General features: G+C 60.8%; 14 protein-coding genes. 8 read left to right on the forward strand and 6 right to left on the reverse strand.

The genetic code is table 11. The features are described 5' to 3' along the window. Positions 1–29 precede the first annotated feature (29 nt). Complete coding sequence (locus H559_RS0109720; RefSeq protein ID WP_028452549.1) at positions 30–425, forward strand: hypothetical protein; 396 nt, start codon at positions 30–32, stop codon at positions 423–425. 225 nt (positions 426–650) lie between these two features. Here the strand turns inward: H559_RS0109720 and hepT are convergent, their stop codons facing one another. The 5 genes from hepT to dnaA form a co-directional block, all read right to left on the reverse strand. After that, positions 651–1,067, reverse strand: a complete 417-nt coding sequence (gene hepT / locus H559_RS0109725) for a type VII toxin-antitoxin system HepT family RNase toxin (protein WP_028452550.1) — start codon at positions 1,065–1,067, stop codon at positions 651–653. Continuing rightward, positions 1,057–1,467 carry a type VII toxin-antitoxin system MntA family adenylyltransferase antitoxin gene (gene mntA / locus H559_RS0109730; RefSeq protein ID WP_034640626.1) on the reverse strand — a complete coding sequence of 137 codons (411 nt, stop codon included), beginning with the start codon at positions 1,465–1,467 and terminating at the stop codon, positions 1,057–1,059. Before mntA ends, hepT begins: the two co-directional genes overlap by 11 nt. Positions 1,468–1,474: 7 nt before the next feature. Beyond that, positions 1,475–3,892 carry a DNA topoisomerase (ATP-hydrolyzing) subunit B gene (gene gyrB / locus H559_RS0109735; protein ID WP_028452552.1) on the reverse strand — a complete coding sequence of 806 codons (2,418 nt, stop codon included), beginning with the start codon at positions 3,890–3,892 and terminating at the stop codon, positions 1,475–1,477. Positions 3,893–3,984: 92 nt separating this feature from the next. Then, positions 3,985–5,100: a DNA polymerase III subunit beta gene (gene dnaN / locus H559_RS0109740; protein ID WP_028452553.1), complete on the reverse strand. Its 1,116-nt coding sequence runs from the start codon at positions 5,098–5,100 to the stop codon at positions 3,985–3,987. Positions 5,101–5,234: 134 nt separating this feature from the next. Next, positions 5,235–6,671: a chromosomal replication initiator protein DnaA gene (gene dnaA, locus H559_RS0109745; protein ID WP_028452554.1), complete on the reverse strand. Its 1,437-nt coding sequence runs from the start codon at positions 6,669–6,671 to the stop codon at positions 5,235–5,237. Between the two features lie 256 nt (positions 6,672–6,927). Between dnaA and rpmH the strand changes: the two genes are divergently transcribed. From rpmH to H559_RS0109780, 7 genes are all read left to right on the forward strand, one after another. Beyond that, positions 6,928–7,062 (forward strand): 50S ribosomal protein L34, encoded by a 135-nt coding sequence (gene rpmH, locus H559_RS0109750; protein ID WP_028452555.1) that lies wholly within the window; start codon positions 6,928–6,930, stop codon positions 7,060–7,062. Between the two features lie 32 nt (positions 7,063–7,094). Continuing rightward, entirely contained in the window at positions 7,095–7,463 is a 369-nt protein-coding gene (rnpA, locus tag H559_RS0109755; RefSeq protein ID WP_028452556.1) for a ribonuclease P protein component, read from the forward strand. After that, a complete protein-coding gene (yidD, locus tag H559_RS0109760) occupies positions 7,439–7,648 on the forward strand; it encodes a membrane protein insertion efficiency factor YidD (protein WP_028452557.1) in 210 nt (69 codons plus the stop codon). Before rnpA ends, yidD begins: the two co-directional genes overlap by 25 nt. Positions 7,649–7,672: 24 nt before the next feature. Continuing rightward, positions 7,673–9,322 (forward strand): membrane protein insertase YidC, encoded by a 1,650-nt coding sequence (gene yidC, locus H559_RS0109765; protein ID WP_028452558.1) that lies wholly within the window; start codon positions 7,673–7,675, stop codon positions 9,320–9,322. Between the two features lie 190 nt (positions 9,323–9,512). After that, the gene (locus H559_RS0109770) at positions 9,513–9,809 is read left to right on the forward strand and encodes a hypothetical protein (RefSeq protein WP_155845364.1); all 297 of its coding nucleotides are present in this window, start codon (positions 9,513–9,515) and stop codon (positions 9,807–9,809) included. A gap of 69 nt (positions 9,810–9,878) precedes the next feature. Further along, positions 9,879–10,262, forward strand: coding sequence for a hypothetical protein (locus tag H559_RS0109775; protein WP_028452560.1), 384 nt, complete (start codon positions 9,879–9,881; stop codon positions 10,260–10,262). Between the two features lie 142 nt (positions 10,263–10,404). Further along, complete coding sequence (locus H559_RS0109780) at positions 10,405–10,911, forward strand: DUF6803 family protein (protein WP_028452561.1); 507 nt, start codon at positions 10,405–10,407, stop codon at positions 10,909–10,911. A gap of 215 nt (positions 10,912–11,126) precedes the next feature. Here the strand turns inward: H559_RS0109780 and H559_RS0109785 are convergent, their stop codons facing one another. Continuing rightward, positions 11,127–12,953, reverse strand: a complete 1,827-nt coding sequence (locus H559_RS0109785; protein WP_028452562.1) for an ABC transporter ATP-binding protein — start codon at positions 12,951–12,953, stop codon at positions 11,127–11,129. Positions 12,954–12,972 lie beyond the last annotated feature (19 nt).

The raw sequence follows: 12,972 nt of genomic DNA on the forward strand, positions 1-12,972 counted from the left end.
TGATATCAACCTAAAGCTGAGGAGTAAGTATGTCAAATCCGACCTTGCAGTTCTCGCCAGCATGCATCAAAAGTTTGTCTGCGGTTGAGGCACGGCCAGAAGTATCAAATCAACATGAATTCAATGGCGTAATCCCGCTCAAGAGGATGTTTGGCCTCGATGGCTTTACTCGTGAGGCTAAGTTCAGCGTTCGTGGGTCGAATATTACTGCGGCGGCCAATGTAACTTGGTATGACGCCCGAGAGCAGCACCCTACACGAACTGAGCACAGACTGTACTTCCAAACAAATGCGGTTATGCAGATGGCACAGGAGGGTGACAATATCTTGATCGGATTTGATGCGGGTAATAACCTCCACCTGATACTGATTCCTCAAGGTGGGGATGGGTATCGCGGCGTACTCGAGACTTGGGAGCTTGCTTAGAGCCGTTTGGCGTATTAGCCGCGTAGCGGTAATACGCCAAACGGGCTGAAAAACCAAACCTTTGGATGCCGGCCTGTGACCAGCCGGGATCCCTGTGGGACGCCGGCATGGCGAAGAAGCCTATGGGTATTGCCCTACAGCCAAGAAAACAAAAAGGCTGCGGCTATATACCCATCAAAAACAAAGCCACCGTATCCGGTGGCTTTGTTCTTTCTGCAACGCTAGCTACGCGCCGTCGCGAGTGAGCATCGTGCGGCTGTAGTCGAGAAAATCGTCAAGGTGCTGTTCGATAACCGCGATGGTGATCGGCAGCTGCAGGCTGGCATAGTCGTGCACGGCGATGTTGCGAAAGCCGACCATGCGCTTGAGCGAATCGGCGAGCGCCGGGCTGATCCAGCCGGCTAAGGCTAGCAGGGCAAACACGTCCCGGGCGCTTTGCGGCACGCCCAGGCGCTCGCGGCGGATCAGGTGCTGCCCCATGTCGAGTGCGGCTTCGCAGGCGCGCTGGATATTGAGGATGGCGGCATCCTGCCGGGTGTAGTCGCTGGCGAAGCTGGCTTGATCCTTGTCGTACTCTTCGCGGGCGCGTTGTACGCAGCGCTCGATGGTGGCGGCTTTGTTGATCAGAACGTCATCGGCCATAAATCGTTCCTTCGCGTGCAATGTCGCTGAGCAAACCGGCGCGGGCTTCGTCGAGCGCGGTTTTTTCGCTGAGCACGGCGGCTTCAAACAAGGCAGCGCGGCTGTCAGCCCGCCACCAGCAGACGCCGCCGGTGATGATCTGGTATTGCATGACGGTGCTGGCGGCGCGCAGATCCAGCAGATCAACCGGGCAGTGGGCAAGGTCGGCCAGTTGGCCGGCCAAGTCCCACAATGCCAGCGGGTCGGCGTAGCCTGCGCTCAGCACCGCCAGATCAAGGTCACTATCGGTGTTGGCATCGCCGCGAATGCGGCTGCCAAAGGCATAAATCGCCATGAGGCCGGGTACGGAGCCGCGCAGCGTGGCGATGATGCCGGCTTGCAGTGGTGACTGGGCCGGCATTGCTCATTTACACATCGATGTTGCGCGCAATCAGCGCGTTCTGCTCGATGAAGTGACGGCGCGGTTCGACTTGGTCGCCCATCAGCGTGGTGAAGATCGCATCGGCCGCGATGGCGTCGTCGATGGTCACCTTCAGCAGACGCCGCACGTTCACGTCCATGGTGGTTTCCCACAGCTGCTCGGGGTTCATTTCACCCAGGCCTTTATAGCGCTGGATGCTCATGTTGCGGCGCACTTCGGCCATCAGCCATTCCAGCGCTTCCTTGAAGCTCTTGGCCGGGGCTTCGTTGTTGCCGCGGCGCACGATGGCGTCGGCTTCCAGCAGGCCGTCGAGCATGTCGGCGGTCTTGCGCAGCTGCAGGTAGTCGTTGCTGCGCACGAAGTCGGATTCGATGTACTGCACGGTGATCACGCCGTGCAGGTTGCGCTCGATTTTCAGCAGGTGATTTTCGTCGAGCTGCTGGGCGGAAATCGTGAAGGCCGGGTGGGCGACGGCGGCGGTGAGCGCGGCGGCGGAAGCCGTGGCGGCCTCGGCGCTTGTCAAATCCAGCGCCGGGGTGCGCAGCAGCGCGGTCAGCACCGTCGGGTCAACGAAGCGGCTGTAGCGCTCGATGATGCCGTCGGCAATGAAGGTCTGCTTGGCAATGGCGTCGAGTGCGTCGCCGGCAATCGGCGTGCGCCCGGCGCCCGGCAACAGCTCGGCACCATTCAAAGCCAGTTGCAGCAGGTATTGCTTCAGCTCGGCTTCGTCCTTCAGATAACGCTCCTGTTTGCCGTGCTTTACTTTAAACAGCGGCGGCTGGGCGATGTAGATGTAGCCGCGCTCGACCAGCTCGGGCAGCTGGCGGTAGAAGAAGGTGAGCAGCAGCGTGCGGATGTGCGAGCCGTCCACGTCCGCATCGGTCATGATGATGATGCGGTGGTAGCGCAGCTTGTCGATGTTGAAGTCGTCCTTGCCGATGCCGCAGCCCAGTGCGGTGATCAGCGTGCCGACTTCCTGGCTGGCCAGCATGCGGTCGAAGCGTGCGCGTTCGACGTTGAGGATCTTGCCCTTCAGCGGCAGGATGGCCTGGAATTTGCGGTCGCGGCCCTGCTTGGCGGAGCCGCCGGCGGAATCACCCTCGACCAGGTAGATTTCCGACAGTGCGGGGTCTTTTTCTTGGCAGTCGGCCAGCTTGCCCGGCATGCCGATGCCGTCGAGCACGCCCTTGCGGCGCGTCAGTTCGCGCGCCTTGCGGGCGGCTTCACGCGCGCGGGCGGCTTCGACGATCTTGCCGCAGATGATCTTGGCATCTACCGGGTTTTCCAGCAGGTAGTCGGTGAGCTTCTGCGCGAGCAGTTCCTGCACTACCGGGCTGATTTCGCTGGAAACCAGCTTGTCCTTGGTCTGGCTGCTGAATTTCGGGTCCGGCAGCTTCACGCTCAGTACGCAGACGAGGCCTTCGCGCATGTCGTCGCCGGCGGTTTCCACCTTGGCTTTCTTGGCGACTTCGGCCTGTTCGATGTACTGGTTCAGCGTGCGCGTCATCACCGTGCGCAGCGCGGTCAGGTGGGTGCCACCGTCGCGCTGCGGGATGTTGTTGGTGAAGCACTGCACGGTTTCGGAATAGCTGTCGTTCCACTGCATCGCGCATTCGACGGTCATGCCGTCCTTCTCGCCGATGGCGTAGAAGATGTGGGGGTGCAGCGTCGACTTGGCGCGGTTCATGTATTCCACGAAGCCCTTTACGCCGCCGGAGTAGGCAAAGTTCTCTTCCTTGCCGTTGCGCTTGTCGATCAGCGTGATGTTCACGCCGTTGTTCAGGAAGGAAAGCTCGCGGATGCGCTTGGCGAGGATTTCGTAGTGGAATTCGATCAGGCCGAAGGTCTCGGAGCTGGCCATGAAGTGGACTTCGGTGCCGCGCTTGTCGGTGTCGCCGATGATCTTCAGTGGCTGCACGCGCTCACCCTGGCGGAATTCCATGGTGTGCACCTTGCCGTCGCGGCGGATGGTGAGGCGCAGCCAGTCGGACAGCGCATTCACCACCGACACACCCACGCCGTGCAGACCGCCGGACACCTTGTAGCTGTTCTGGTCGAACTTGCCGCCCGCGTGCAGCTCGGTCATCACGATTTCGGCGGCGGAGCGCTTGAATTCGTCGTCTTCCTTGATCGCGGTCGGGATGCCACGGCCGTTATCCTCGATGGAGATCGAGTTGTCGGCGTGGATGATGACCCTGATCGTGTCGCAATGGCCGGCCAGCGCTTCGTCGATGGCGTTGTCCAGCACTTCGAACACCATGTGGTGCAGGCCGGTGCCATCGCCTGTGTCGCCGATATACATGCCGGGACGCTTGCGCACGGCTTCCAGACCCTTGAGGATCTTGATGCTGTCGGCGCCGTATTCCTGGCCGTTCTGTTCTTGCGGAAGACTGTTTTCGCTCATGAGACTGCTTTTCTGAGTGGGGGTATGTACTGCAAAGCTATAAAACATAATGGCTCGGGAGGTATATCCCGAGCCGTATCATTGCCGTGTGCTTAAATGCGCATCGGCATCACGATGTATTTGAAGTTGGCGTTGTCCGGCAGGGTGACGAGCACCGAGGAATTCACGTCGCCGAAGGCAAACTGCAGGTTTTCGACCTGCATATTGGTCAGCACGTCGAGCAGGTACTGGATGTTGAAGCCGATATCGAGCGGCTCGCCCTGATAGGCGACTTCCAGTTCTTCCTGCGCTTCTTCCTGCTCGTTGTTGTTGCAGAGAATCTTCAGCGAGCCGGAAGTCAGCACCACGCGCACGCCGCGGAATTTCTCGTTCGACAGAATGGCGGCGCGCTGCATGGCGGCCAGCAGCTGCGCGCGGTCGATGGTCAACAGCTTGTCGTTGTTTTGCGGGATCACGCGGTTGTAGTCGGGGAACTTGCCGTCGACCACTTTCGAGTGGATCACGATGCTGCCAAAGCTGAACTTCACCTGATTGCCTGCGATGTCGATGGCGACTTCGTCGTCCACGTCGGCCAGCAGCTTGTAGAGTTCCAGAATGGTCTTGCGCGGCAGGATGACTTCGTTCTTGTCGAAGCTGGTGGCGAGCTCGGCCGAGGCAAACGCCAGACGGTGTCCGTCGGTGGCGACGAGCTTCAGCAGATTGCCCTCGGTGACCATGAACAGGCCGTTGAGGTAGTAGCGGATGTCCTGATGCGCCATGGCGAACTGGGCGCGACCCAGCAGTGCCTTGAGCTGGCCTTGCGGCATGCGGACAGTGGCGCGCAGGTTGGTGTCGACTGCCAGCGTCGGGAAATCGGCGGCGGGCAGCGTCTGCAGGTTGAAGCGGCTTTTGCCGGCCTTGATGGTCAGACGGCCATCGTCTTCGTCCAGTGTCACCACGGTCTTGTCGGGAATCGCGCGCAGGATGTCGCTGAATTTCTTGGCGGCGACCGTGATCGCGAAATCATTACCGGAATTGTTCGAGAAGCCTTCCCGCTGGCTGCTGGCAATCTGGATTTCCAGATCGGTGCCGGTGAAGGAGAGCGCGTCGCCTTCTTTCCTGATCAGCACATTGGCCAGAATCGGCAGGGTATTGCGGCGCTCGACGATACCAGTGACCGTCGCGAGCGGTTTCAGGAGTGCGTCGCGTTCAGCTTGCAACAATTGCATATCTGCTTTCCCGGTAAATTGATAGACAGTTAAACGGAAGAATTTTACCTGAAATCAGGCGACAAGAATGCTTTGCCGCTTGTTCGCGTGCCTGCGCGCCACAGCGGCGGCAGGGCAGGCGCGGCAGGGCGTGTTCAGCTGCGCAGCATCTGCAGCAGCACGCCGTACTGGTGGGCGATTTCGCTGTCGTTCTGGCGCATTTCCTCGATGGTGCGGCAGGCGTACAGCACGGTGGTGTGGTCGCGGCCGCCAAAAGCTTCGCCAATGGCCGGCAGGCTCATCTGCGTCAGCTCCTTGGTGAGGGCCATTGCTACCTGACGCGGGCGGGCAATGTCGCGCGCGCGTTTCTTGGAATGCATGTCCGGCACCTTGATCTTGTAGAAGTCGGCGACGGTTTTCTGGATGTTCTCGACCGAGATCAGGCGGTTGCCGGCGGCGAGGATGTCCTTCAGTGCTTCCTTGGCGGCTTCCAGCGTGATGGCCTGGTGCGTGAAGCGGGCGTAGGCGAGCACGCGCTTCAGCGCGCCTTCGAGTTCGCGCACGTTGGAGCGGATATTCTTGGCGATGAAGAAGGCTACGTTGGCGTCGAGCTTGAAGTGCTCGGCCTCGGCTTTTTTCATCAGGATGGCGACGCGCATTTCGAGTTCAGGTGGCTCGATGGCGACCGACAGCCCCCAGGAAAAGCGGCTGGTCAGGCGTTCCTGCAGGCCTTCGATTTCGCGCGGAATGCGATCAGACGTCAGGATGATCTGCTTGCCGCCCTCGACCAGCGCATTGAACAGATAGAAGAACTCTTCCTGCGTGCGATCCTTGCCGACAAAGAACTGGATGTCGTCGACCAGCAGCAGGTCGAGCGAGTGGTAGTATTTCTTGAACTCGTCGAAGGACTTGTGCTGGTAGGCCTTGACCACGTCCTGCACGTATTTTTCCGCATGGATGTAGCGGATGCGGGCTTGCGGGTTGTAGTGGTGTACCAGATTGCCGATGGCCTGCACCAGGTGAGTCTTGCCAAGGCCTACGCCGCCATAGACAAACAGCGGGTTGTAGCCGGCACCGGGATTTTCGGCGACCTGCTGCGCGGCGGCGCGCGCAACCTGGTTGGCCTTGCCGGTGACGAGCGTGTCAAAGGTGAAGAGCGGATTGAGGCGGGTAACTTCATGATTGCCGGCGCTGGCGTCGAAACGGCGCGGCGCCTTTTTCTCGACCTGGGCGGCGGTGCCGGCGCTGGGCGAGGTGGCCAGAACGTCGCCAACGCTCTGCGCTGCTTGCTGCGTGCTGCTGCGCGAGGTGTTCGCCACGGCAGCGGGTGCGCTGGCCGGGCGGGGGGCGCCGACGCGCAGGTTGATCTGTGGCGGCTCGCCGCCGCAGAACTCGGCGGCGGCCATCTCGATCAGGCCCAGATGACGGTCGCGGATGAACTGCAGGAAAATCTGGTTGGGAACATTGACCTGCAGGGTGCCGTCAACCAGCTCGGCGACCAGCGGTTTGATCCAGATATTGAACTGGCTGGCGCCCAGGCGCTGTTCCAGTTCATTCCGGCAGTGCTGCCAAAGGGATGACATATCGGTCATGGGCAAATGAAACGGGCCGCCAGCCTCGCGCGCGCTGTTTGTTTAATTAATAGAATTAATACAAACCAACACTGCCGCGAGTGATGCGTGGCGACCCGTCTTGAATAGGATTGAACGGCAGCAATTGTACCCCGCGCTGCGCCACTTATCCACAGGCTGTACCAAAGAAACAGCGGGGCGGTTTACTTGACAGAACGGGGCGTAACTGATCTAATCGCGCGTTTACCAAAGCACTTTCTCGGTTTAGGAACTCGTCATGAAGCGTACTTTTCAGCCTTCCGTAATTCGCCGCAAGCGCAACCACGGTTTCCGTGCCCGCATGAAGACCCGTGGTGGTCGTGCCGTTCTGAACGCACGTCGCGCCCAAGGCCGCAAGCGTCTGTCTGCCTAAGCAGCCGGCTTGTCATGCAGCTGGCAGCAACGATGGCTGACTATCGCTTTCTGCGCAGCATGCGCCTGTTAAAAACGGATGATTTTTCATCCGTTTTTAGTTTGCGCCTCAGTGTCAGCAACGAGTGGTTCCAGTTGCTGGGCAGGCGCAACGGCGCGGCCGGTGCACGCATCGGCCTCGTCGTGGGCAAGAAGACCGCCAAGCAGGCGGTCGCGCGCAACTATATGAAGCGCACCATTCGTGAAACATTCCGCCTGCATCATGAGCCCCTTGCGGGGCTGGATGTGGTGGTGCGGGTGCGGCAGCGCTTCGGCCGCAGCGAAGGTGCGCAGGCGCGTGCGGCACTGCTCCAGCTCTTCGAGAGGCTACCCAAGAAATGTCGCGCCTCTTCATCGCGCTGATTCGACTTTACCAGCTCTGCATCAGCCCGTTTCTCGGGCCGCGCTGCAGGTATACTCCGAGCTGTTCGCAATACGGCATCGAGGCCTTGCGCAAGTATGGCTTTCTGCGTGGTGGCTGGCTGACTCTGCGCCGGCTGGCACGCTGCCACCCCTGGGGGGGACACGGGCATGACCCGGTACCCTGACTCCAATCTGCTTTAGAGTATTCAATGGATACCAAGCGTCTTATTCTGTTTATCGCCCTTTCCTTCGGCATCCTGTTTGCCTGGAACCTGTGGACTGAAAAGCACTACCCGCAGCCTTCGCGCGCCTCCGCGCCTGCCTCGGCATCGGCGGCAGCCACTGCCAGCAGCACTGCTGCTGTAGCGCCCGCTGCCTCGGGCCAGCTCGGCAAGGGGCAGGTCATCAAGGTTGAAACCGATCTGCTGCGTGCGGAAATCAACACCGTCGGTGGTGATATCCGCTATGTCGAGCTGCTGAAGTTCGGTGCAACCGACGATCCGAAAAAGCCGTTCGTGCTGCTGCAGGATCGCGGCGAGCACACCTATGTGGCCCAGAGCGGCCTCAAGGGCGATGGCCTGCCGGATCACACGGCAGTGTTTACCGCCAGCCAGACCAGCTACAAGCTGACTGAGGGGCAGGATTCGGTTGCCGTGAAGCTGGAATACGCCGGCCAGGATGGCGTGAAAGTCAGCAAGGTGCTGACCTTCAAGCGTGGCAGCTATGTCGTCGGCGTGAACCAGGAAGTGAGCAACGGCTCGGCCAAGCCGCTGGCAGCCAAGGGCTATTACCGCCTGATGCGTGACGGCAAGGTGGAAAACCCCGGCATGTTCGGCACGCATACCTATACCGGCCCGGCCGTGTATACCGAAGCCGGCAAGTTCCAGAAGAACGATTTCAGCACCATTGCCAAGGGCGAAGCCAAGTACGTGCAGTCCAGCAAGGACGGCTGGGTGGCCATGGTGCAGCACTACTTCGTGAGCGCCTGGCTGCTGGACCCGCTGGGCCAGCAGAGCGTCTGCGCGCCGAACGACTGCCGCTTCGAGCTGGGCAAGATCGACAACACCGACAATATGTTCTACGCCGGCATGCTGTTCGATTACCCGCAGATTGCTCCGGGTTCGGTGCAGGGCAAGACGGTCAGCCTCTATCTGGGACCGCAGGAAACCCGCGTGCTGGATGAGACGGCGACCGGCCTGGATCTGACCAAGGATTACGGCATTTTTGCGATCTTCTCCAAACCGCTGTTCTGGCTGCTCGACAAGATCCACATGCTGGTCGGCAACTGGGGCTGGGCGATTGTGATTGTCACGCTGCTGATCAAGGCGGCCTTCTATCCGCTCTCCAATGCGTCCTACCGCTCGATGGCGCGCATGCGCCAGCTGGCACCGCGCATGGAAGCACTGAAGGAGCGTCACGGCGAAGACAAGATGAAGTACCAGCAGGCCGTGATGGAGATGTACAAGACCGAAAAGGTCAACCCGCTTGGCGGCTGCCTCCCCATCCTGATCCAGATCCCGATCTTCATGGGCTTCTACTGGATGCTGATTGCCGCGGTCGAACTGCGTCAGGCGCCGTGGATCTGGTGGATTCACGACCTGTCGGTCAAGGACCCGTACTACATCCTGCCGGTGATCTATGCCGCCTCGATGTATGTACAGCAGAAGCTGTCCCCGCCGCCGCCGGATCCGATGCAGGCCAAGATGATGAAGATGATGCCGCTGATCTTCAGCGTGTTCTTCCTCTTCTTCCCGGCCGGCCTGGTGCTGTACTGGGTGGTCAACAACCTGATCTCGATTGCGCAGCAATGGTGGATTACCCACCGCATCGAGCAGGAAGACAAGAAGAAGGCCGCGTAAGCGTTCCGCTTCTTGCCTGACAACAATGACCGCTACGGCGGTCATTGTTTTTTATGGGTATATCAATCGAGCCCTTTTCTTGTAATGGCTTCCGGCCTATGGCTGTGTGGGTATGGTGGCGGCGGCGGTTTCCGTGCTGCCGCAACGCCAGCGCGGGTGTATGCTGGAAGCAGATGTACCGGGGAATACCATGTATATCCAGACCTTCATCTTCCGTTTGCATGCCGATGTCAGCGAGGAAACCTTCCTGCCGCTGGCTGCGGAGCTGCACGACTGGCTGCGGCAGCAGCCGGGTTATGCGTCCTATGCGCTGTATCGCGGGCAGGGCGAGTGGATGGACCAGATTTTCTGGCTGTCCGAACCCGAAGCCGAGCAGGCACGTGTGCGCTTTCGCGAATCGAGCATCGGCCAGCGCATGCTGGCGCATGTCGATGCCGACCATCACGGTTTCTCCGGCAGCTGCATCGACCTGAGTGCCTGGCTCTAAGCCGGTCCAGCCTCTGGCCAGATGCTGCAGGCATTGAGCGGATGGGCAGGCTGGCGTAGACTTGCCTGCATGCTGCGCTCTGCCTGTCACACCTTTCTGCTCGTGCTGTTCTGCTGCGCCACTCTGCTTGCAGGTGCGGCGGCATGGGCGCAAGTGCCGGAACTGGCTCCGCAGCAAGCTGCTTCTCATGAGCAAGCTGCCCATGCGATGCCGGAGTCGCATTGTGCCGCTGCAGCGCAACAGGAGCATGCTGCTGTGTCTGCGCATGGCCAGTGTGACAATGCCGCACTGTGTCTGGAGCACTGCCTGCTGCACTGCCTCCCCGCGTTGCCCTTTGCCGCACTGGAAGCGGCAGACGACTGGCGCAGCACCCGGCTGGCTCCGCCCGCGGCCGCCTTGCGCTCGATTGCGCATCCCCCTCCCGCTCCGCCCCCCCGCGCCCTGCACGCCTGATGCATTGCGGCCCGGTCTGGCCGCAGTCCGGCGCTTTTCCTGACCGCCATTCAGGCGCCCGCACTGTGCTGGTGCGCCCCTATTGCCGAATCAGAATCAAGGCAGGCACGGCTGTGGCCGTGTCGCGCAAGGAGTGTTTACTATGTCGATGACCCATTACATGGCCCTGCTGGCCGCCAATCAGCCATGGAACCTGCTGATCTTCATGGCTGTTCCCGTCATCCTGGCCGAAACCGTGGCCATTACCGAGCTTTACCTGCTGTTTACCCGCAAGCTCAATGGCGCGGTGCACCGCATCAACCGTGCTGCCAGCATTGTTGGCGGCGTGTATTTCAGCGGGATTTTTGTCTACCTGATGGCCACCGCTGTCGTGCCGCTCACGCAGCAGGGGGGCTGGCTGGGGGCGGCGGACGTGATTGCCGTCGGCTTCTATCTGTCGGGCATCATTCCGCTGGGTGGTCTGGCGCTGCTGGATCTGGGTCTCATCGGGCGCAAGCGCGATGCCGAATCGCGCCTGCGCCTGCACGCGGTTTTGGTGGCGGTCTTCCTGGTCGTCGCGCACGTGGCGATGATTTTCGGGATGCTCGATCCGTCGCTGCTGATGAGCCACGCGCCGGACATGGGCGGCATGGAGGGGATGCCGCACTGATGCAATAAACAACCTGATTATGTTTCTGCTTCAGAATCGTCATTTCCGCGTACGCAGGAATCCAGATGACGGTGTGAAATCAGGCTTTGCTCTGGATGCCCGCCTTCGCGCGCATGACGAAAAAAGGGTTTCTGAAAGAGAGTCATAATCGGGATAAACAATGCCATGTATTTGCCCACAGCCATTTCAAATGAATGGCTGTGGGCAGATACCCGTCAATCCTCTTCGCCGAGAAATCCGCCGCTCTGGTGCGCCCACAGCCGCGCATAGATGCCCTGACGCTCCAGCAACTGCTGGTGCGTGCCTTCTTCGACAATCCGCCCCTGGTCGAGCATGATCAGCCGGTCCATCGCCATGATGGTCGAGAGCCGGTGGGCAATCGCGACGACCGTCTTGCCTTCCATCAGCGCATAGAGACTGGCCTGAATGGCGGCTTCCACTTCCGAATCCAGCGCGCTGGTCGCTTCGTCGAGCAGCAGGATGGGCGCGTCCTTCAGCATCACGCGTGCAATGGCGATGCGCTGCCGCTGCCCGCCGGAGAGCTTCACGCCGCGCTCGCCCACATGCGCGTCATAGCCGCTGCGCCCGTGGGCATCGCTGATGCCGGTAATGAAATCGTGCACCTCGGCGCGGCGGGCTGCGGCGATCATCGCCGTGTCGCTGGCATCGGGACGGCCGTACAGGATATTGTCGCGTACCGAGCGGTGCAGCAGCGACGTATCCTGCGTGACCATGCCGATCTGCCGGCGCAGGCTGTCCTGCTGTACATGCGCGATATCTTGGCCATCGATGCTGATGCGGCCGCTTTCCAGATCGTAGAAGCGCAGTAGCAGGTTGACGATGGTCGATTTGCCCGCACCCGAGCGGCCGACGAGGCCAATTTTCTCGCCGGGGCGGATGACGAGGTTCAGCCCGTCGATGACATTCTTGCTGCCACCATAGCCGAAATACACCTGCTCGAAGCGGATTTCGCCCTTGGTGACCGCCAGTGGCGCGGCATCCGGCGCATCGGTAATCGTCAGCGGTTTCGACAGCGTATTGATGCCGTCCTGCACGGTGCCGATGTTTTCGAACAGGCCGGCCATTTCCCACATGATCCAGTGCGAAATGCCGTTCAGCCGCAGCGCCATCGCGGTTGCGGCGGCCACGGCGCCGATGCCGACTTCGCCACGGCTCCACAACCACAGCGTCGCGCCGGTGGTGCTGGCGATCAGCAGCATAGCCGTGAGGTGGTTGACGATCTCGAAGCTGCTGACGAGCCGCATCTGGCGGTGCACCGTCTGCATGAATTCCTGCATGGCGCTCTGCACATAGCCCGATTCGCGCTGCGCGTGCGAGAAGAGTTTCACGGTGCTGATGTTGGAATAGGCGTCGGTGATGCGGCCAGTCATCAGCGAGCGGGCGTCGGCCTGCGCGCGCGACACGCGCGAGAGGCGCGGCACGAACAGGACGAGCGTAGCGATGTAGACCACCAGCCAGGCGAAAAAGGGCAGCAGCAGGCGCGCATCGAAACCGCCGGCAATCGCCGTCATGGTGACAAAGTAGATGATGACGAACACCAGAATGTCGGTGCAGACCAGCACCGTGTCACGCACCGCCAGTGCGGTCTGCATCACCTTGGCGGCGATGCGGCCGGCAAACTCGTCCTGATAGAAGGCCATGCTCTGGCCAAGCAGGTGGCGGTGAAACAGCCAGCGCAGGCGCATCGGGAAATTGCCTGCCAGTGTCTGGTGCTTGAGCATGGTCTGCAGCGCCACCAGCAAGGGGCTGGCGAAAATGATGGCGAGCAGCAGCAGGAGGCGTCGTCCTTCCTGCTGCCAGAGATCCGCAGGGGGTACGTGCGCGAGCCAGTCGACAATCTGCCCCAGCCAGCCAAAGAGCAGCGCCTCGAAGGCGCCGATGCCGGCGGTCAGCAGCGCCAGCAGCAGCACATAGCGGCGGGTGCCCGCGGTGCAGACCCAGATGAAGGCCAGAAAGCCGGACGGCAGCCGTGCCTTGTGATCGGGGTAGGGATGGATCAGTTTTTCAAACAGGGCAAACAAGGCGGCACCTTTGCACTCA

This window comes from Chitinilyticum aquatile DSM 21506, from assembly GCF_000430805.1.
Lineage (GTDB): Bacteria > Pseudomonadota > Gammaproteobacteria > Burkholderiales > Chitinibacteraceae > Chitinilyticum > Chitinilyticum aquatile.

Bases quoted from the DNA above. Each gene is read 5' to 3' on its own strand.
- H559_RS0109720 (WP_028452549.1), top strand. From the start codon at position 30: ATGTCAAATCCGACCTTGCAGTTCTCGCCAGCATGCATCAAAAGTTTG.
- hepT (WP_028452550.1), bottom strand. From the start codon at position 1,067: ATGGCCGATGACGTTCTGATCAACAAAGCCGCCACCATCGAGCGCTGC.
- mntA (WP_034640626.1), bottom strand. From the start codon at position 1,467: ATGCCGGCCCAGTCACCACTGCAAGCCGGCATCATCGCCACGCTGCGC.
- gyrB (WP_028452552.1), bottom strand. From the start codon at position 3,892: ATGAGCGAAAACAGTCTTCCGCAAGAACAGAACGGCCAGGAATACGGC.
- dnaN (WP_028452553.1), bottom strand. From the start codon at position 5,100: ATGCAATTGTTGCAAGCTGAACGCGACGCACTCCTGAAACCGCTCGCG.
- dnaA (WP_028452554.1), bottom strand. From the start codon at position 6,671: ATGACCGATATGTCATCCCTTTGGCAGCACTGCCGGAATGAACTGGAA.
- rpmH (WP_028452555.1), top strand. From the start codon at position 6,928: ATGAAGCGTACTTTTCAGCCTTCCGTAATTCGCCGCAAGCGCAACCAC.
- rnpA (WP_028452556.1), top strand. From the start codon at position 7,095: ATGGCTGACTATCGCTTTCTGCGCAGCATGCGCCTGTTAAAAACGGAT.
- yidD (WP_028452557.1), top strand. From the start codon at position 7,439: ATGTCGCGCCTCTTCATCGCGCTGATTCGACTTTACCAGCTCTGCATC.
- yidC (WP_028452558.1), top strand. From the start codon at position 7,673: ATGGATACCAAGCGTCTTATTCTGTTTATCGCCCTTTCCTTCGGCATC.
- H559_RS0109770 (WP_155845364.1), top strand. From the start codon at position 9,513: ATGTATATCCAGACCTTCATCTTCCGTTTGCATGCCGATGTCAGCGAG.
- H559_RS0109775 (WP_028452560.1), top strand. From the start codon at position 9,879: ATGCTGCGCTCTGCCTGTCACACCTTTCTGCTCGTGCTGTTCTGCTGC.
- H559_RS0109780 (WP_028452561.1), top strand. From the start codon at position 10,405: ATGTCGATGACCCATTACATGGCCCTGCTGGCCGCCAATCAGCCATGG.